Genomic DNA, 21,546 nt, shown 5'->3' on the forward strand with positions numbered 1-21,546 from the left:
AACTAGCTCATCCCATGGGATGGCTTGGTGAATCTTACCTAATGAACTGGCAAGAAATTGATTATATACAACCTTAAAATTATCTTCAATAGAAAAATAGAGGAAGATGTGCCTGATATTCTGGAATACTTTGTAATTTTATCACTACAAGAAAAAAAGTAAACCCCGATTTATGGCAAAAGTGCCTGTTTTCGGGGTTTTGTTATACTTTTAAGATGGTGATATTTATCTAATTATCAAAGCAATAGTACTATTTGTGAATGTGCCTAATTAGACAGAAAGATGTAAATAGGTATTATTCAACCAAATTAAAGTGTTAAAGTAGAATTAGTTACCGTTGATAGAATTTTTCTCAGATTATTTTGTTTCTTAAATATGAAATCTTATTTTAGCTAACCTAAAAACAAACATAGTTTAGTATTTAGAAAGAAAATAAGTGTAATAATACCTCCAAAGGTTATGAGAAAAAATCAGGATATAGTTTAATCTAATTGGGGTTTAATTCCCCGAGACTTGCCTCGACTTACGATTGTAAAGCGAACAGCGCAAGCTGTTCTATTTGAACGATGCCTCTGGGCTTGCCCCGAGGTAGTTCACTAAATTAGTAATTGCTGCTGTAAAGTTGGTGGTTATTTTATATCAGTAAAATAATTTTTTGAAAAGTGTAAAATTTAAACACTATTCATTACTGGTAATTTTTATCTCAGATATCTTGGTTAAGGTTAAAAGTAGATAAGGTTTTATGATTCGATTCCCTTCTTGTAAGCAGCTTGACACAATGGAAAGTGAGCAATGGAACTATGGCATAAACCTCAATTCAAGGGTAATATGGAAGTTTATCTTGGAGAACAGGGCTACATTTGGCCAAAATACATATTTTACTCAGGTTGGACAACCTAACAAAATAGAAAATTTTAACAATAGTTTTCAGTTGTTTTTTAAACCACTCAAAAACCTTCATTTTAAAGCTTATTTTAATTATTCGTTACCTTTAATTAATAATTTAAATACAGCCAACAAATCCTTAGATGCGTTTGTACGTTACCAGGCTTTTAAGAAAAGGTTAGTACTAACACTGGAAGGAAAGAACTTGGTGGACCAAAGACGTAGTAATTTGGTTACTAAGGCTGATTATTACGAAGAATCTTCCAGCTTTAATTTGCAAAGGCAGTTTTTCCTGCTAACTGCAGAATGGAGGTTTTAATTATTAAACGCATATAAACTTTGACAAAGGAATAAACTCAAATGAATAAAAAATCACAAATTGTAAGAGGATTAAGCATATCGCTTTTTTTAGTTTGCTTGTTTTCGATAGTAGTTATTTTTATATTAAAATTTGGTATTGCCCCCAGTAACCATTTACTATTGTTTATGTTAGGCGCTTTTTTAACCGCAGGTACAATAATTGGGCTAATAATTCGAAAATTGAAATATGCGTACGTTACTTTATTGATTTTTTCAGTAAGTTTTTACTTTTTGTTAAGGATAAAACCTGAGACCCGGGTTATAGATACCAATGTACATGAAAGCTTTTGGGAATCTGATAAAGATTATTTTACTACAGAATTTGTAGTTGGAAAAAGGGGGCATATTTATTTAAAAGCAAAACTAAACGGAGAGGAGGGGTTATATGTTTTTGATACTGGAGCTACTCAGAGTTGTGTAAATGAACTACTGGTAACTCAGAACAAAGATAGTTTAATTCAAATAAATATAACCGATGCAAATAAGGTAAGGCAATCTCAAGGTTTACTTCAGGTAGACTCATTTAAATTAGGGTCAATAAAAATAAAGAATCTGTGGGTTGTTGCGCTTGACAGCCTGGCCTGGACAAATAAGAACGGAATACTTTACGGGCAGGATAGCCTGAAAGGGATAATAGGATACAATATCATATCAAAATACATTTGGGATTTTGACATGAAGAATAAACAAGTTACCGTTTCAATGGCCAGTAATTATTGCGATGACCTTCCTGATACAACTGCTGTAGCCCTGAAAGATTCAATTAATTCGTGGTACATACCCGTTACAGTAAATGATATAGAGAAAACCCTGTTGTTAGATTTAGGTAGTGCTATACCGATCTCTATAACGGATACTATCCCAACCCGGGATAAGTTTAAATTTGTTGATATTTCATTTAGTGAGAATTCTAACGGATTGTTTAATCATTTATTAGCTCACAATAAATTTCAGTCTTTTGAAAGCTTTAATGACCTGAGCTTTGGAAACTATAATTTTAATAGAATATCATGCCAGGAGAATGATAAAAATGATTTATTTGGAATCCCCATAATTTGGAATTTCGACCGTTTTGTGCTGGATACGAAAAATAACCGGGCGTATTTTATAAATAACAACAAATTTGATTGTGAGCTAAGTGCCAGTTGTTTTAGCAGTAATAAGTTTTATTTTTATTTAAATATGGTTCTTACCTACGGGATTAAAGGAAAAGCAGAAGTCAAACTAAGAAGCAGATTTAAACTTCCTGCTTCAGCAACAGTTGGTTATTATGATACATGCAAACTATCTTATAAAATATATAATGGTTTTAAGGTGGAAGGTATAAATAGTGGTTTTAAGGTAGAAGACAGCAATAAAGACCAGGATAATTATCTATATTTCGCGGACCATTTCATTTCTCTTGATTCGGTTATGCTACCCAACGGAGAAATGAAATATGGTAATTATGCAATAAAGTTTAAAAAGGATGTGTTTAGCATAAAACAAAAAGAACAAGCTGCAGAGTAATTAACCCTTTTAAGTCACACCAAATGAATAAAAAATCACAAATTGTATTAGGATTGGGCATCTTTATTTTTTTAGCCATTTTGTTTTAATAGTATTCTGTTTTTTTATAGTAAAACCAAATGCTGCACATAGTAACCAAATGCTCCGGGTTATGGTATGTACTTTATTTGCTGTAAGTACAATTGTCGGGCTAATAATTCGAAAATTGAAATATGTGTACGTTACTTTACTGGTTTTTACAATTGTTTTTTCAGTAAGTATTTACTTTTTATTAAGGATAAAACCTGAGATACGTGTTATAGATTTTAACGAATATGATAGTTTTTGGGAATCTGATAAAGATCATTTTACTACAGAATTTGTAGTTATAAAAAACCTTATTTATTTAAAAGTAATACTAAACGGAGAGGAGGGGTTATATATTTTTTATACTGGAGCTACTCCGAGTGGTGTAAATGAACTACTGGTAAATAAGGACAAAGATAGTTTAATTCAAATAAATATAACCGATGCAAATAAGGTAAGGCAATCTCAAGGTTTACTTCGGGTAGATTCATTTAAATTAGGGTCAATTAAAATAAAGAACCTGTGGGTTGTTGCGCTTGACAGCCTAGTGTAAAGATTGCTAAATAGCCGAATTAATGCTATTTTTATCTTATGTCAAGGACAGGACGAAAATTAAAGCTCAACGATGAAGATCAAAAGACTTTGGTTGCAACATCAAGAGCCCATAGCGCAGATCATAGGGCAGTAATGCGTTCCAAAATTATCCTCATGTTAAACGAGGGATATAGTTACGATTCCATAAAGGCCGAATTAAAAGTAGGTCGCGAAGCCATTTCGAAATGGAAGAAACGTTACTTGGAGTCTGGCCTGGACGGGTTAAAAGATGCGCCAAGACCAGGAAAGACAGCGATTTACACCGAAGAGGATAAAGCAAGGGTTATACAGAAAGCCTGCTCTAAGCCTGAAGGAGGATACTCCAACTGGAGCCAGCGAAGAATAGCGAAAGAATTTGGCATGAGTCAAAGCACTGTTCAAAATATTTTAAAATCACACGACCTAAAACCGCATAAAGTTGAATGTTGGTGCGGGAAAAGCACCGATCCTGAATTTGAAGAAAAGATGCTTAATGTTGTTGGGTTGTATATGAATCCACCGGAAAACGCTTTAGTCTTATCTGTAGATGAGAAGACGCAAATACAGGCATTAGACCGTTCCCAACCAGAGCTCCCCTTAAGGCCTGGGAGTGCTAAGCGACTAACGGCCACCTACAAAAGGCATGGCACAGGATCTTTAATAGCGGCCTTGTCCGTTCATGATGGAGAAATTACAGCAGACACAATAGATAAAAACAATGCCCAAAATTTTCTGCGCTTCCTAAAAAAAATACACCGAAAATATCCAAAGAAGCAATTACATGTAATTGCTGACAATTTAAACGTCCATAAGCATAAGGATGTTAAAGAATGGGTGGACTCAAAGCAAAGAATGACAATACATTTTACCCCAACCTATTCTTCCTGGCTCAACCAGATTGAAATTTGGTTTAATATTATGTCTAAGGATGTACTCAAAGGCGCTGTATGACACAGCAAAGAACAGTTAGCTGGACAAATAATCCAGTATGTAGACACCTATAATAAGGAACGGGCTAAGCCTTTTGAATGGACTTATGATGGAAAAACCAAGAATAGTTCGGCTAATATAAAATCTTCACACTAGTGCTGGTTTTAGGCTGAAATAAGGCTACCGTTAGTGAAGCATGGATAAGCCTCACGCAAGGGAGAGCATCAAACATGCCAGACATGTTCCCATTCCAAGATTTGTTGTCATTCTTTGGTATTTTTGGCTCCCTTTTCCAGATCGAATTCGCTAGTCTGGATCTGAATTAAGACTTTATTAAACTAGGATTATATATCTGATTTAAATATCGGATTAATGATTTGGGCAATAATCATTGAATTTATGGGTTATGTTTTGATTTTTCAGTTTCCGATAGTGGGTTTAGCTCCGTATTTTTATAAAAGTTATTTCTTTTAATATTAGGAATAGGAGATAACTTTTTCTTGTTCAAAAAAACTCTATATTTACCCGTAATGAGCCTAAGCGATGCCCAAATAACCAGACTTGTAAAAGGAGATATAAATGCATTTCGTGAAATACACGACGATATGTATCACTCACTTTGTTTATATGGATATAAAATGCTGTCGGATCAGTATTTGGTAGCAGATATAGTGCAAGAAGCTTTTATGGTTCTTTGGAACAGGAGAGAGGAATTTACCACATTGCTTGGCACGCGCTCCTATCTATATAAAATTGTCAGAAATAAGATCATTAATCACATTCGAAAAGAGCAACCGGTATTTCTGGAAGATAATCCAACAGATGAACTGCTTATCGATAATCAGATTTCCAAAGAAGAAACTTATAAATTGGTAAGAGCGGCAGTTGCAAAATTACCCGATCGAACTTGTAAAGTTGTTGAGCTTACGATTAATGGACATACCAATGCAGAAATAGCCGAATTTCTGGGGGTATCAATAAACACAGTTAAAACCCTTAAGAAGAAAGGCTATGCAAAACTGCGCGAAATGTTAAAAGATAATATCTATCTTTTACTGTTACTCACCGAAATTTTTCAATAAACACTAAGATATTATGACAGGATGAAAAAAAATCTTGTCTTCGGTCACCCTCTTTTCTTTTTTTAAGACCATACAATAAAGAAGAGTGTGTTTTGGTGCTGAGACTTTTAGTAAGGTCTTGCGGATAGAAAAATCAATTCATGGAATCACTAAAGAAATACATATCAAAAGCAAGCGATTGGTCAAAAGGCATTTTGTTTGGAGAGCTGGATATCTCAGAAATGAAGACTCAGGATGCCAAAGATTTTAAAGAATTGCAATCGGGGGAATATGCCAATTGGCGCCAACAGGTAAAAAGTCTGTTTAATAAAGAGCAGGATTGGAAAAGTTTGCAAGAGCAAATTAATTCAATGTCATCCCAATCCAAGATTATACGTTTCGTAAAATATTGGCAATCAGCAGCTGCAATTCTATTGCTGGCGGTTTTGATATATGGAGGCTATTTCATCTATCATGATATGCAAACTCCAAATTATGATGGTGTACTTCCTGGAAGATCAATGGCCTACCTACAAATTGGTAATCAGCAAAGAATAGAACTTGCCGATACTGATACGTTAATTGTTACTAAAGGATCTCGGGTTCAGCTAGAATCGGGCAAACTGATTTATTCAAAAAAAGAGGCTGTTAAAGAGAACAATGAATATGTGAAAATGAGTATTCCCAGAAATGCTGAGTATAAAGCAGTGCTTTCTGATGGTACAAAAGTGTGGATGAATTCGGAAACGGAAATCGGGCATAAGGTGCTGTTTGATATAGATAAAAGACTTGTTGATTTGCAAGGTGAAGCCTATTTCGAGGTAGCCAAAGATGCCAATCGTCCTTTTGTGGTAAGAACCAGCAACATGAACATTAAAGTTATGGGAACACATTTTAACCTGAAAGCTTACCCCAATGAGGATTATACTTATGCAACTTTAAATGAGGGAAAGGTGAGGGTTTTCAAAGGTGAAATGCAAGAGGATTTATTGCCAAATCAACAATTAATATTGAATAATGCAAGTAAAGAGTATTCTACTAAGGCGGTGGATGCATCCATCTTTTCAGCTTGGACGAAAGGGAAATTTCTTTACAAAAATGAGCGCTTGGAAGTAATTTTATCTTCTCTTTCGCGCTGGTACGATTTAAAAGTGTTTTACGAAAATCCGATTTTAAAAGACGATAGATATTCGATAAGAGTAAATCGATATGATGATATTGAGATACTTTTGAATCATTTGGAATTAACAGGAGGGCTTGAATTCGAAGTGAATAATGAAGTTCTTGTTGTCAAATAAAAGCAAATTAGGAATCATTTAAACAAGAATAGAATAAACCATATTCTCGTGCACAATTTATATTGCACAGGATAAAACAAAAAAGGGAAAGGATATTTGCGGTATCACTTCCCCAGATAGTTAAATTATAGTTTCACAATTATCTAACCAGTACAAATTTATGGAAAATTATTTGAAATTTTTCCGTGATTTCATGCGGAAAAAAATTAAAGTCCTAAGAATTATGAAGCTTACACTAATGTTGCTCATACTAGGAGTATTGCAGGTTTCTGCGGATGTTTATTCTCAAAATGCGAAAATAAACGTTAAGGTCTCTAAAATGGAACTATCCGAATTCTTATGGGAGTTGCAACAAAATTCGGAAGTGGTTTTTGTTTATAGAACCAGTGATTTGGAGGGATATGAAAGAATATCTCTGGAAAGAGAAAATGCCAGTATTACTGACGTTTTGGATGTGATTTTAAGCAATACGAATTTGGAATACAAATTCGATAAGGATGTTATTGTAATTACCAAAAAACAGGAAGAGATTGTTTTGCCTTTTGAAGAACAGGAACAAAAGAAAACCATAAAAGGAAAAGTGACCGACAAGGGTGGTGTTGCTTTGCCTGGAGTCTCAGTTACCATTAAAGGAAGCTATGTGGGTACTGCAACCAATATGGATGGGATCTACCAATTGAAAGTATCCTATGGAGAAGTTTTGTTTTTTTCTTTTGTGGGTATGGCTTCGAAGGAAGTGACATATACAGGGCAGTCGGAACTGAATGTTGTGTTGGAAGAGGATGCTACTCAGTTGACAGATGTAGTTGTTAACGGTTATTTCTCTCGTAAGGCAGAAAGCTATACGGGAAATGCAACTGTAGTAAAGGGTATGGATATTATGAAATTGAATCCAATGAGCGTGTTCGAAGCAATTGCCATTCTCGATCCTGATGTGATGATACAGGAAAATAATTTATCTGGTTCCGATCCCAATAATCCAGCATCAATTCATATTCAAGGAACAGGAAATTTTAATGCAGGAGAAATTAATGGCACCAAGTATACTTCAGATTTTGTTGGAGATCCTAACCTACCAACTTTTATTGTTGATGGCTTTGAGCAGAGCTTCGAAATTGTAAACGATATTGATCCAAACAGGATTGCCACTATGAGTATCTTAAAAGATGCAGCGGCAACTGCGGTATATGGTTCTCGTGCTGCAAACGGTATAATTGTTATTACTACCATTGCCCCAAAGCCAGGGCGTGTTGATGTGGTATACAATACAAACATTCAATTTTCTTTTCCTGACTTAAGCACATATGAATATTTAAATGCTCGTGAGAAATTTGAACTTGAACAAGCTCTTGATGCTACTACCCCATATTATTATGAATGGGAATACAATCGCATTACAAAATGGCTTGCCGAAGGTGTAGATACAGATTGGTTGGCAAAGCCCACAAGAAATGGAGTAAGTCAAAACCATACTTTAAATATAATGGGTGGTGTTAAAACGCTAAGGTATAATATTGGTTTAAACTACTCTGATGATCAGGGAGTAATGAAAGGTTCAAAACGTAGCAATTACTCAGTGAATGCAGATATTCATTACCGGCCAAATGATAAATTAACATTTAAGAATAGTGTGAGTTACGCTAGAAATAATAGTGTTAATTCTCCTTATGGTACTTTCCAAACTTACACCGAAATGAATCCATTTTTTCCCACTCATGATGCAAATGATGAGTTGGTAAAGAATTATTCTACTACCGAAAAAGATGGGCGGGCTGATTATATGTTTAGAGGTCATCATATCAATCCATTATACGAGGCTACGGTTGGTAATTTCGATGAATCAGGATATAGCAATTTTATAGAGAACTTTGGATTGGATTGGTCTTTTACTGAAGATTTAAGGGCACAATTAAATTTATACTATTCCGAACAAAATTCAACCAGTGATAATTTTATTTCTCCTGAATCAAACGCATTTAATGAAGTTAATGAAGCAGCGGAAAGAGGGAGTTATCAATGGACACATACTTTAGCACAAACTTTTAGCGGACGCGCAAGTCTGGGTTATATCAAACAAGTAAACGCTCATCATTTTACTTTTAACCTGGGTTATGAAATAGCAATAAATAAAAATGAATCTAATGGATATAAGGCAATAGGATTTGGTAATTCTGATATGTCGCATCCCAGTTTTGCTGCTGGATTTGATAAAAATGGAGTTCCATTGGCAGGAGAATCTACCGTTCGAACAATGGGAGCATACTTAAGTACGAATTATACATGGGACAATAGATTTCTTTTTGATGCTTCGTTAAGATATGATGGTTCCTCTCAATTTGGAGAAAATAAGAAGGTAGCTCCATTTTATAGTTTTGGATTGGGGTGGAATTTACATGAAGAGGCATTTTTAAAAGGCAATGATATAATTAATCAATTAAAGATACGAGGCACTTATGGAGAAACTGGCTCAATCAAATTTAGTGCTTATCAGGCTATAGATACTTACAACTACTATAAAGATTTAAGATATTTTGATAATTTGGGTCTTTATATCATGGCTTTAGGGAATGAAGATTTGCGTTGGCAAACTACTAATGATATGAATTTTGGTATTGACCTATCCATGTTCAAGAATAGATTTAATGCGAATTTCAATTATTATTTAAAGAAAACAACTGATATGGTTGTTCAGGTTTCTACACCTCCATCTATTGGATTTGAAGGATATATGGAGAACCTGGGGGAAATGGAAAATAAAGGATTTAGTTTTAGTGCTCGTTATGATTTAATCCGAAAGAAAGATTTTAATCTGAATATCTTTGTTAATGGTAGTCAGAACAGAAATAAGATCTTATCAATATCAAATGCCCTGAAACGTTTTAATGAAGCAAGTAATACAGCTCATGAAAATGATAATCAATTTACTTCTGATAGAGCAGATGCTTCGCACCTATACAATAATCAATTTAGAGAAGGTAAATCAACAACGGCTATTTATGCTGTTCAATCATTAGGTATCAATCCTACAAATGGCGAGGAGTTGTTTTTAAATAAAGATGGTTCTACCACCTATGAATGGGATGCAAGCCAAAAAGTAATTGCGGGAAATACAGCTCCCGATTTGCAAGGCTCAATGGGATTAAATGTGCGATACAAAAATTTTATAGCCAGTGCTAACTTTCAATATTCGATAGGATCGCAGGCATATAACCATACCTTGGTAAGTAAGGTTGAGAATGCGTATATCCATAATAATGTAGATCGAAGAGTGTTGGAAGATACATGGATGCAGCCTGGCGATGTTAAGCCATTTGGTAACCCTAACGGAGCCTATTCATATGCAAGCTCAAGATTCGTTCAAGATAACGATTGGTTGCGTTTTAGCTCATTAAGTCTCTCATATGATTTTGATAAAACACTGATCAATAAAATTGGTATGAGATCATTAAGGCTTTCAATTAATACCAACGATCTTGTTTATTGGTCGACCATTAAAAGAGAAAGGGGCACGAGCTACCCATTTGCGAGATCATTTACTGTTGGTTTAAGAACAAACTTCTAAACTTATTATCATGAAAATATTAAAAATCAGATATTATCTAATATTAATGTTAGTAGTGTTGCTTGGTTCATGCAACGATTACTTTGATGTTGATCCACTGGGCGAAATTCCAAGAGATAATAATTTCAATAATCCAGAAGGATTCTATAATGCTTTGAATGGTGTTTATATCTCTTTAAGCGATGAAAACTTATTTGGACATCACTTAACATATGGAGTGATTGAAAAAATGGCTAACAATCATTCGCTCGAAGGAAACGATCCCATAGCTGATTTCGATTATGAGAATGTTGAAATTCAACCTATCGTAAATGGCATTTGGGAGAAATTGTACAATTCAATAGCCCTGATCAATTCGATACTGGATGCTTTAAAAGAAAAGCCCGATGTTTTGAGTGCCGAAAAATTTAAATTGGTGAAAGGTGAGGCTTTAGGGCTTAGAGCATATCTTCATTATACAGCTGTAAAGTTATTTGCGCCTGATTATAATCTCAACAAATCGATGAAGGCAATTCCATATGTTAAAACTTATACTGATAAAGCGATATATGGATTTTCTACTGTGGAAGAAGTATATAAAAGTATACTTGATGATTTGAATGAAGCAGAATTGTTATTAAAAGAGGAGGATCCTGCAGTTACTGGTATTTCTGATAGGAGTGATTCCAATTTTCCTCAGTTCATTGGTGGCGGAACGATATTGGAGAATCGAAGAGTCTATTTCAACTATTGGGCTGTTGTAGCAACAAAAGCTCGTGTTTTTATGAGTATGAGCGATTACAAAAATGCCTATGATGCCGCTAAACTAGTTCTTAATGGACAAGTATTTGATTGGGTTAATTTAACAAGTGCAGCATCAATTTATAGAAGGGATGTTATTTATTATTCCGAAATGATAACAGGTATTGAAGTTTCGAAATTGAAAAACTATTACAATTCATTTTTTGATACAGAAAAATATACAACAACCCAAAGTAGTTGGTACGACTATATCACAAGTATATATGATCACCCTTCAGACTACAGATTAAAATATCAGTTTAGGCCTAATAAAAATAATTCTCCTGAAGGAAATACAATTTCAATTAAATATGATCAGAGGGTTAATGATGGATCAGGTGATTCAGAATCAGTTTACGATGGTTATTACCTAGTGCCTTTGATTAAAAAAGGCGAGATGCAATTGATTGCTGCGGAGGCTATGAATATTTTAAATCCAGGCAATACCGAAGTTATAGACTTGTTGCAAGAATTAAGGCGACACAGAGATATTAGAGATGATTTGCCTGAAATGACAGCGGAAGAACTTGGTGATTTTATTCTTGAGGAATTTCGTCGTGAATTGTATTTGGAAGGACAAATGTTTTTTCAATACAAAAGGCTAAATAAAAATTCAATGCCAAGATTGGGCTTTCCAAGTACTGTCGAAATATCGGAAGGTGCGTATGTAATGCCAATCCCTAAAGATGAATTAGAATTAAACTTTTAATAGCACATTGAGATGAAGAACTTTATATATATAGTCTTATTCTTATTGCTTGTTACATCTTGCAGCAAGGATGAAATAGATTTGTTCGTAGAGACTGATTATTTATCAATCGATATTGAACCTAAAGAGAATCAGAAATACCCGGAATACACTCACACATTTGTTTTTGATAATGAGGATGTGAATAGCACAACCATTACCGTTCCTGTAATTATTGCGGGTCGTCCAACCGCTCAGCTAAGAAACTTTAAAATACAGGTTGTAGATACTTTAACCACTGCCCTCGAAGGAACTCATTTTGAGTCAATCAACCAGGAGCTAAATGTAATCGATGCAAATAGCTCTAATGGTCATATCTCATTAGAAATAAATCGAACCGCAAACCTTAAAAATGAGACATTAACCATAGGTTTGGAGATTATTTCTGATGATACCTTTGGGCAAGGACCAAATCCGCTTGTGACTGTTAACATAACAGATAGATTAGTAAAACCTGATTGGTGGTATACAAAAGGGAATAATCCTTGGTCAAGTGATCCGAATTTGGGTTATTATACCGAAGAGAAGCTAAAACAATGGTTCGAGTTTTGGGATATTAACGATGGTACTGATCCTTGGAGTCTGGAACCTTATACCTATGAATATTACAGTGAATATTTTGGGGAGTGGATGATTGGTACCAATCTGGCGTTAATGCGAATTACCATTGAAGAATTCAGACAGTGGTTATTGAAAAAAGATCCACAACCAATTGATGAAAATGGAGATAAAGTGGCTGATACACTGGATACTCTTGAATAAGTTTTTACTAAGATAAAATAGTTTGAAACGAGCAAGATTAAAATAACCTTCGATAGCTCCCGATAGCGAAAAGTTTGAGGACACACGGTAAAAGCTTGTCCCAGATTTATTTCCGGGTTTATTCTGATCTTTCGGTTTCCTCCCAATAACAATAGGGATGACCAATAAATAAAATTACAAACAGATGAAACGAGCATGATTAAAAATAATTATTTCACATACACGGTAATGATTATTTTGATCTTGTGGCTTCTATCTAACAAATGGAAAAAAATATAAACAGATGAAAAATATAATATTATTACTAATTTCTGCATTAGCACTTTTATCTTCTTGTATCGAAGATGATAGTTCAATAATGCATGTTGATATAGGAGATGTAACAATATCAGGGATTGCAAAAGAATATTTTGCTGTGGTTCGTGAGCCTTTTAAAATTGACCCAATTATTGAATTGGAAGGGATAGCTGAATCCGACCTTAAATATTATTGGGTTTATGGTTCTAATGGAGAGGATACATTAAGTACCGAAAGAGTACTTGATATTTTAATGCCTGATTATATAGGAAGCAAAACATACATCACATTAATTGTTGAAAATGCCAGATACAAAACAAAATATGAGAGTGAAAGTGCAGTTGTGACTATTGGTTCTCATTTCGAAAAAGGTTGGGTGCTGCTAAGTGATAAAGGAGAAAATTCTTACTTGTCGTTTATATCCGAATCGAATACCGAATCACCTGTTTACCACGATTTATATGCCAATATTTCGGATCAACCAATGAAGAAGGGCAAGCAATTATTTATCGACACCAGGTCTTCAGATACATATATAGGGGTTATTCCGGAAGATGCCCCGGAAGAAACATTTTTAATAGAAGGAGATTACTTTACGTATTCTCATTTGCTGTCAGAAGAATTTAGGAATTTTGATAATCTTGATGGGGAATTTAAGCCAAATGCTGTTTTTATTCCTGGATACGGTCCACGTTTTGTTATGACCAATAAAAAGATTTATCCTAGGAGTGGATCGACATATGATTTGGATAAGTACTCAGTGCCAACTTATGGTGATTATGAAGTTCGTGATTTATTTGGTTCTACCGATTATTTAGGAAGAAATTTGGTTGCCTACGATTATAAAAATAAACAATACGTTTTTGTTGGAGATTATGGAGGTTCAAGAAATATTTCAACATTCTCAAGTCCTGATGGTGATTTCGATTTAAGCAATCCGATAGAAGAGCCTTTATGGATGGGGAGTTCAAGTATGTTGAGTTATTATTTGGATAATGAATGTTTATCTGTTGTAAAAGATGCCAGCGGTCAATACAAATTGCATCAAATAATGGTTGAAAATACCAGAGTCAACGACGTTTGGGGATTGTACCTTCGATCAGGTTATCCTATAGAAAGTGATTTGCCGGTAACAATAAATGAAAACACTGTTTTTTGCGGGACCAATGGATTTTTATACATAGGTAATGACAAAGATATTAAAGAACGGGACTTGGTTCGAAATGGCATCACACGTGATCTTGTTACAATGCCACATCCTGTTACATGTATTGCTCCATTTACCAGTACATCTATTGCTGTGGCAACCAATTCGGGGGATCCTGAATTGCCAGGTGATTTTTATATTATTTCAATTGATCCTGCCAATCCTGGCGAAATACTTCAAAAATACGAAAGAGTAGGAGGTATCATTAAACACATGAAGTATAAAAACCTATAAGTTTTAAAAGCTTTATGAATGATAAAAACAAGAATTAAGATGCTAAAAATTAAATTCATAATAATGATGGCTTTGTATGTGTTAACATCATTTGATACCAAAGCTGCGGACGATTTTGTGATAAAGGGAAAGTATGATAACATCCAAAATGGCAAAAAATTGTATTTGCATAATTTAGATTTGCATTATGATGTTGCCACCTGTGTAGTTAAAGATGGCAAATTCATTTTTAAAGGGAAAACAGATCAAGCATACCGTGTAATTATACGATCTTCTACAGACGAACCAAACTTTATTGTTTCCGAAACATTTATCCTTGAAAAAGGAGAAATTTTATTTGATAGTAAAGGAAGGGATTTTAACAAAGCTGTTATTACAGGTGGAGACTGTAACAAATACGACCTAATTTTTCAAGATAGGACCAAAGGCTATAACATTGCAATGGATTCTATTCGCAATGCTCTGAAATATGGGAATAAACTCAGCGAAGAGGAGAAAGATGCTGTTTATGCCAAAGCAGGAGCACTTGCTAAAACAAGAGAAAAGATCGTAAAACAATTTTTGGACGAATATCCTAATACATTTAAATCGCTTTGTCTTTTAACCGAGCCTTACATGAAATTGCCGGGCGATAGCATAAGAATGTACTACGAGAAATTATCTCCTGAATTACAAAATACATTAAAGGGGATTGGTCTCAATTTTGCACTTTTTGGCAAGGTCCTAAAAAATGGAGATAAAGCCGAATTAACAGGTGCTTTAACTTTAAAAGGGAATTCATTTACACTTTCGGAGGTTAAGCAAGAATATATCATACTCGATTTTACATCAATAAGCTGTGGGCCTTGTAAAATATTAAATAAGGAATTACTTCAACACTATGATGCCTGGAAAGATAAAATTGAAATTGTTTCGTTTTATAATGATACAGACAAGGATCAAATTAAAGAGTACATAAAGGCGAGTAATATAAATTGGAAAGTTGTATCTGATTTTAAAGGGGATTTAAGCCTTAATGTTAGAAAGTTTAATGTTCAGGGGATTCCAAATATCTTTGTTTTGGATAAGGAACGCAAAATTATTCATCATCGTGTAGGCTTTTCAAAAGAATCAGATTTTATTGCCGGAATTGAAGAATTGATTCATCAATAATACAATACATGAGAATGCAATTGAAACAGCAGCTTTTGCTTTTAAGGTGCTTTATAAAGACTTTTGTTTAAATAACGTGAGTTCGACGTAAAATAGTACTTTATTGGATTAGTTGTTTGGGAGCAAGCAGGTAAGGGGGCTTGCTCCTTTTTGTTTTATGACGGCAAACAAAGGATCTCTGTTAATAAAATTATGCATGTCAAATGGGGCAAGTTTAATCGAGTTGAGCTTGATATAATTAACATTTTAGAAGTATACCCTCTGCTTTAACAATTGGGAGGTTTGGTATTATTGTAAGTTTTATTCTATATTAGTAGCCATACTTTAGCCTTCTGAATGACGAATTCTTCCACATACGATAATGAAGCAGTTTTAATCCAACAATTGATAATTGGGGATGAAAAAGCGTTTGAATATATTTTTGATTCGTATTACGTTCATCTTTGCCATTATGCTCGGAAGTTGCTATGTGATCAGGATTTATCGGAAGATATTGTACACAATACCTTATGTAATCTGTGGACTAAAAAGCATAAAATAAAAATTACCACTTCAATAAAACCCTACCTGTTCAGATCTGTTTATAATGCAGCCATGACTCATTTACGGCATAGAAAGACTGAAGAGAAATATGCTAAAGAGAAATATTATCAGTTTATCCAGAATGAAATGATGCTTACTCCGGATAAAGAAATAGAGATTATCAATAATGAATTGGGTAAGAAGATTTATGAGGCCATTGATTCTTTACCCGAAAAATGTCAGAAAGTATTTCGATTGAGTAAAATCTCAGGTTTAAAGAATCAGGAAATAGCCGAGGAACTGGGGGTATCAATCAATACGGTTCAAACGCAAATGAAAATTGCTCTCAAAAAACTAAGAGCCAAGCTTGGTGATCAACGATTTTTACTACTCATGCTCTGCTTAGGTAAGAATCAATTCAACAGCTAAGTATTTAACGTGAGTTCGACGTAAAATTCGTTCACAGTTTGATCTGATTTTGAGTAGAAATTTTCTCAAATTTTCGAAGGAATATCGGGATATTTCAAGAAGATTTGAGGAAATTTATGCCGAAAGTAGGCAAACACATAATGGAAAGTTCTCTTTACGACATCTTCACATTAAAAATTCCTCAAAATAGCCCGCTATTCTTTCCAAATTTTTAATGCAAATCTATCGCAAATATAACTTTCTGTGGATAGAATTTTACGTCGAACTCACGTTATTAACAACAATACTCTTATTTTACCTATATTCTTAACTGTTTTCCTGGCATAATTGCATAAATCAACTTTTTTAAATTTCTTTTCACTGCAAATTTAAGAGAGTGCGTCATGTAATTAGAAAAAGGAGAAATGGGCAAGAAAGACATTCATATTATTTTAGTGAGATTTTTCTCTCAGGAAGCAGAACGAGAAGAAATTTCTATTCTTGAAAATTGGTTGAAAGAAGACGAAAACAAGAAGGAATTTGATCAACTTGAAAAGCTGTGGTTTGCTTCGGAAAGCAAAGAATCTTTAAGCATTGACCAGAAATATAGCAAAGCAAAGTATTTAAACTTTATCAGATCAAACAGGAGCAAGACTGCAATCACGCGCAAGCTTACAATGAACATACTAAAAATTGCTGCAATTTTTACAGGTGTCATTTTGGGTGCTTATTTGCTTTACGATTACAGTAATGGTTTGATTCCACAGGTGGTAGAGTTTTCCGAAATGGAAGCTCCAAAGTACGATGATGCAATAATTAAAACCGAAACAGGTAAGATTGTTAAACTTGGTACTGACGAACAGAAAGAGCTAAAGGCTACCGATGGAACTCTTGTAAAGAAGCACCTTGGTGAGGATGTTACTTATCATCCGGAATCGCAACAAAAAAAAGGAGCTGTAATGCACGAATTAGGAGTGCCCAGAGGAAAGCGTGTTGATTTGGTACTGGCCGATGGCACAAAGGTTTGGTTGAACTCAGAGTCTGTTCTAAAATATCCTACTTATTTCGATGGCGATGAGCGCATTGTTTTGCTTGAAGGGGAAGCCTTTTTCGATGTAGCAAAAAATCGCAATATGCCTTTTATTGTAAAAACCTCCGATCTTAATGTTAGAGTTTTGGGAACAGAATTTAACCTCTCATCCTATAAAAGCGAAAAAAATATTGAATTAACTCTTGAGGAAGGGAGTGTTGGCTTGTATAAAAAAGGCCAACTTTTCAATCCGGAAAAAGCTGTGCGAGTTAAACCAAATCAAAAGGCAAGCTTTAATAAAACACTGAATAGAAACGTAAAACTTATTGCCTGTAATCCTGAAATCTACTCTTCATGGCGATTTGGAAAACTTCAATTCAGACATGAGAATTTTGGTGTTTTGATCCGAAAACTCGAGCGATGGTTCGATGTTAGAATAATAAATGATAATAAAGAAATAGATGATATTGCATTCTCTGGCGATTTCGATAATGAAGACATTCATCAAGTAATGGAAACTATAAAACGAAATGCAGGAATTAAATATGAACTAAGTGGAGATGAAATACGAATATTACCCTAAAAATAAATTGCCAATGAGATAAAAAAGAAAGAAAAAAGAAATCGGAAAATGCTGGAACATTTCCCGATTGATCAAGATTTACAAAATCTGAAAATTAAATTATTGTAAACCTATACCCAATCGCAAATTTATGAATAAAAATCGATTTATGATGAAATTCTTTGGCTTATTGCTAACGCAAAGAATTAGCGTGAAAAGTGCTTTGCTCTTGTGTATGCTTTTTATTGGATTATTGCATACTCAGGCAGCAACATATGTACAGAACGAAAAAGTGACTTTGAAATTGAAAGAACAAACCGTTGAAGAAGTTTTCGAGGCCATTTCAAAACAAACAGATTATAAGTTTTTTTACAATCATAATCAACTAGACTTAAACCGCAAGCTAAGTGTTAATGTAGCGGATGAACCAGTAAAAGAGGTTCTTGAACAAGTTTTGATAGGAACAAATTGTGAGTATCAGTTGTATGAAAAACAGATTATTATAACAGACAAAAAGTCTACACCTAAAGAACAACAACAAAAATCAATCAACGGAAAAGTAACCGACAAAAATGGTGTAGCCTTACCAGGAGTATCCGTTTTGATCAAAGGATCTTATACTGGTACAGCAACCAATATGGATGGATTCTTCAATATTTCTGTTGAAGAAGGAACTACTTTGGTGTTCTCATTTGTTGGGATGGCAACTCAGGAAGTATTGGTTGAGAATCAAAAAAATTGCAAATTGTAATGGAGGAAGATGCCGAGCAACTTCAGGATGTTATTGTTAACGGTTACTTTGCCAGAAAAGCAGAAAGTTATACGGGTACAGCAACCGTTGTGAAGCAAGAAGAACTGCAAAAAATGGGGGTTAACAATGTTGTTGAAAGTTTGAGCCTAATTGATCCCGCTTTTCAGATTTTGGATAACAATGAATTCGGATCGGATCCTAACCGTATGCCGGATATCAATCTGAGGGGATCAGCGATCTTGGATGCTCCGGGACTTGAGGCTGTAAGTCGTTCGAACCTTACGGGTAATCCCAACCAGCCCATTTTTATTATGGACAATTTTGAAACAACGCTAGAAAGAGTGATTGACATGGACATGAACCGTGTGGAGTCCATTACAATTTTAAAAGATGCTTCTGCAACTGCGATTTATGGTTCACGTGCAGCCAACGGTGTTGTGGTGATCAAAACCATTCAACCTAAAACGGGTCAGTTGCAAGTAACTTACAATGTGAATACAGATTTTTCTTTTCCTGATTTAGATTCCTATGATCTATTAAATGCCCAGGAATTATTTAACCTGCAAAAGGAATTAAAGGCTTATGAATACGATGGTCCTGATAGACATCTGGCTTATGGGATTGACAAATTCCTAGCCCAGGGAACGGATACCGATTGGTTAGCTCAACCTGTAAGAAATTCAGTGGGACATAAGCACTCCTTAAACCTGATGGGAGGAGACGAGCGCATGCGTTACATGTTCGATTTGAATTATGCCGACAGACAAGGGGTTATGAAAGGTTCAGACAGAAAAAATATGGGTTTGGCCATAACACTGCATTACAACCTGAACGATAAATTTATTTTCAGAAACAGACTGTCGGTAGACCGCACAAAATCGACCAATTCACCTTATGGCTCATTTGATACCTATGCCAAAATGCAACCTTATTTTCCGATTCATGACGATTTTGGAAATGTTCCTGCTTATTATAATTATTACGATGCCTATAAGGGGGAAAATATGGATTATTTCTATGGCAACCCAATGTACGAGGCGCAGGTGGGCAATACTGATGAAAGCAAGTATGTGGATATAACAAATAACTTTGCATTAGACTGGAATATTACTTCTGACCTTAGATGGAAAAACAGCATTAGTTACACTTATATCAATACAAAAACGGATCAGTTTATCTCGCCAGACTCTCAAAGGTTTATTGATGCAGCAGGTCTATCTGATGAGGATGCTGGTTTGTTTCACTTTACAGATAAACAATATGAAAGGTTTTATATCAACTCTATTCTAAGTTATTCGAAAGAGTTCTCAGGTCACTTTGTAAATGTTGCAGCAGGATTTAATGCTACCGAAACAAGCAGCCGATTAAATGGACATGTAGCACAAGGTTTTGCTGCAAACGGATTGGCTGATCCTGCTTTTGCCAAAGGATATGAGATTGATGGTGTCCCTATTACAGGTGAAGGAAAAACACGTTTAATGGGGGCTTTAGCTAACGTAAATTACTCATACAACAATCGTTATTTGTTTGATTTCTCATATCGTTTAGATGGATCATCGCAATTTGGAAATGATAGTAAAACAGCCAACTTTTACAGTGTTGGTTTAGGATGGAATCTGCACAACGAAAATTTCCTGAAAGATAATACAATCATTAGCCAATTAAAACTACGCGGGACCTATGGCGAAACTGGTTCGGTCAACTTTGCACCCTATCAGGCAAAGAATATTGTAAATTATTACAAAGATTTTAGATATACCGGATTAATGGGATCATACCTAAAGGGCATTGGTAATGAAAACTTAATGTGGCAGACCACAGAAAACAGTGAATTAGCAGTTGATTTTGGTTTTTTTAACAACACATTCACTGGTTATATCAACTATTATGAGAAAAAAACAGTGGATATGGTTTCAAACATTACGACTCCACCTTCTCTTGGATTTTCATCTTACACGGATAATCTGGGTGAAATGATGAACAAAGGCCTAGAATTTAATGTAAGGGTGAACTTGGTAAATAAAGATGCTTGGCGTTGGAATGTATATGCCAATGGCGTGCATAATACTTCAGAATTAATTTCGATTGGAAATTCCCTTGAGGAATACAATAAATATACCCAGTCAGGAGGGCTTACCGATGAGCAAAAGCAGGAGGACGATAGAGTTAATCTGGGGAATGATCAAAAAGTGGCCTCGCATAATTTTTTGGTTCAATTCGAGGAAGGTGGCTCAAATACGGCAATATGGGCGGTACGCTCATTAGGCATTGATCCAATGACGGGACAGGAACTATATCTGACCAAAGAGGGAGTTCCAACTTATGAGTGGAATGCAAACGATAAAGTAGTGGTTGGCGATACCGAACCAACTTTACGAGGTACTTTCGGAACATCATTTGGCTACAAACAGTTGGATGTTAATTTAACCTTTAGATACCAGTTTGGTGGCCAAGTGTACAATAGTACATTGGTTGATAAAATTGAGAATTCAAATAAATATTACAATGTCGATCGCAGGGTGTTGGAAGAAACTTGGAGACAACCTGGCGATGTAGTTAAATATAAAGCCAATTTCAATCCAAGAAGTCCCGGCTATTCACCTACATATACAGGTGCTAGTTCACGTTTTGTTCAGGATTTTGACCTCCTGGAATTAAGTGCGGTAAATGTGAATTACGATTTACCAAAAGCATTCTGCCAAAAGTTAAAAATGGAATCGATGCGCTTATCTTTTAATATGAACGATATTTTTTACTGGTCAACGGTTAAGAGAGAGCGAGGAACAGCTTATCCATATGCCCGTTCATTTACACTGGGTTTACGAGCTAACTTTTAATGTTTAAGGTCA

The 21,546-nt window shown here is 34.9% G+C and carries 15 protein-coding genes; all 15 read left to right on the forward strand.

Translation table 11 applies throughout. The features are described 5' to 3' along the window. The first annotated feature begins 742 nt into the window (after window positions 1-742). Window positions 743-1,204, forward strand: coding sequence for a hypothetical protein (locus tag ACO05S_RS13750; RefSeq protein WP_421918583.1), 462 nt, complete (start codon window positions 743-745; stop codon window positions 1,202-1,204). Window positions 1,205-1,476: 272 nt separating this feature from the next. Then, entirely contained in the window at window positions 1,477-2,754 is a 1,278-nt protein-coding gene (locus ACO05S_RS13755; protein WP_421918584.1) for a retropepsin-like aspartic protease, read from the forward strand. Window positions 2,755-2,905: 151 nt separating this feature from the next. Beyond that, window positions 2,906-3,373, forward strand: coding sequence for a hypothetical protein (locus tag ACO05S_RS13760; protein WP_421918585.1), 468 nt, complete (start codon window positions 2,906-2,908; stop codon window positions 3,371-3,373). A 38-nt stretch (window positions 3,374-3,411) separates the two neighbouring features. Continuing rightward, on the forward strand, window positions 3,412-4,344 hold the full coding sequence (locus ACO05S_RS13765; protein WP_421918586.1) for an IS630 family transposase: 933 nt from the start codon (window positions 3,412-3,414) through the stop codon (window positions 4,342-4,344). A 509-nt stretch (window positions 4,345-4,853) separates the two neighbouring features. Continuing rightward, complete coding sequence (locus tag ACO05S_RS13770) at window positions 4,854-5,405, forward strand: RNA polymerase sigma factor (RefSeq protein ID WP_421918587.1); 552 nt, start codon at window positions 4,854-4,856, stop codon at window positions 5,403-5,405. 140 nt (window positions 5,406-5,545) lie between these two features. Next, window positions 5,546-6,682: a FecR family protein gene (locus ACO05S_RS13775; protein ID WP_421918588.1), complete on the forward strand. Its 1,137-nt coding sequence runs from the start codon at window positions 5,546-5,548 to the stop codon at window positions 6,680-6,682. A 223-nt stretch (window positions 6,683-6,905) separates the two neighbouring features. Beyond that, complete coding sequence (locus ACO05S_RS13780) at window positions 6,906-10,244, forward strand: SusC/RagA family TonB-linked outer membrane protein (RefSeq protein WP_421918589.1); 3,339 nt, start codon at window positions 6,906-6,908, stop codon at window positions 10,242-10,244. Window positions 10,245-10,254: 10 nt separating this feature from the next. Then, window positions 10,255-11,733 (forward strand): RagB/SusD family nutrient uptake outer membrane protein, encoded by a 1,479-nt coding sequence (locus ACO05S_RS13785; protein ID WP_421918590.1) that lies wholly within the window; start codon window positions 10,255-10,257, stop codon window positions 11,731-11,733. Window positions 11,734-11,745: 12 nt separating this feature from the next. Then, the gene (locus tag ACO05S_RS13790) at window positions 11,746-12,534 is read left to right on the forward strand and encodes a DUF4843 domain-containing protein (protein ID WP_421918591.1); all 789 of its coding nucleotides are present in this window, start codon (window positions 11,746-11,748) and stop codon (window positions 12,532-12,534) included. A 283-nt stretch (window positions 12,535-12,817) separates the two neighbouring features. Next, window positions 12,818-14,272, forward strand: coding sequence for a PKD-like family lipoprotein (locus ACO05S_RS13795; RefSeq protein WP_421918592.1), 1,455 nt, complete (start codon window positions 12,818-12,820; stop codon window positions 14,270-14,272). A gap of 18 nt (window positions 14,273-14,290) precedes the next feature. Beyond that, window positions 14,291-15,424 (forward strand): thioredoxin-like domain-containing protein, encoded by a 1,134-nt coding sequence (locus ACO05S_RS13800; RefSeq protein WP_421918593.1) that lies wholly within the window; start codon window positions 14,291-14,293, stop codon window positions 15,422-15,424. Between the two features lie 336 nt (window positions 15,425-15,760). After that, window positions 15,761-16,375, forward strand: coding sequence for an RNA polymerase sigma-70 factor (locus ACO05S_RS13805; RefSeq protein WP_421918594.1), 615 nt, complete (start codon window positions 15,761-15,763; stop codon window positions 16,373-16,375). A 404-nt stretch (window positions 16,376-16,779) separates the two neighbouring features. After that, complete coding sequence (locus tag ACO05S_RS13810; RefSeq protein ID WP_421918595.1) at window positions 16,780-17,967, forward strand: FecR family protein; 1,188 nt, start codon at window positions 16,780-16,782, stop codon at window positions 17,965-17,967. Between the two features lie 130 nt (window positions 17,968-18,097). Next, window positions 18,098-18,697, forward strand: coding sequence for a carboxypeptidase-like regulatory domain-containing protein (locus ACO05S_RS13815; RefSeq protein WP_421918596.1), 600 nt, complete (start codon window positions 18,098-18,100; stop codon window positions 18,695-18,697). Then, window positions 18,685-21,534: a SusC/RagA family TonB-linked outer membrane protein gene (locus ACO05S_RS13820; protein ID WP_421918597.1), complete on the forward strand. Its 2,850-nt coding sequence runs from the start codon at window positions 18,685-18,687 to the stop codon at window positions 21,532-21,534. Before ACO05S_RS13815 ends, ACO05S_RS13820 begins: the two co-directional genes overlap by 13 nt. The last annotated feature ends 12 nt before the right edge of the window (window positions 21,535-21,546 follow it).

The organism is Marinifilum sp. (assembly GCF_965230805.1).
GTDB lineage: Bacteria > Bacteroidota > Bacteroidia > Bacteroidales > Marinifilaceae > Marinifilum.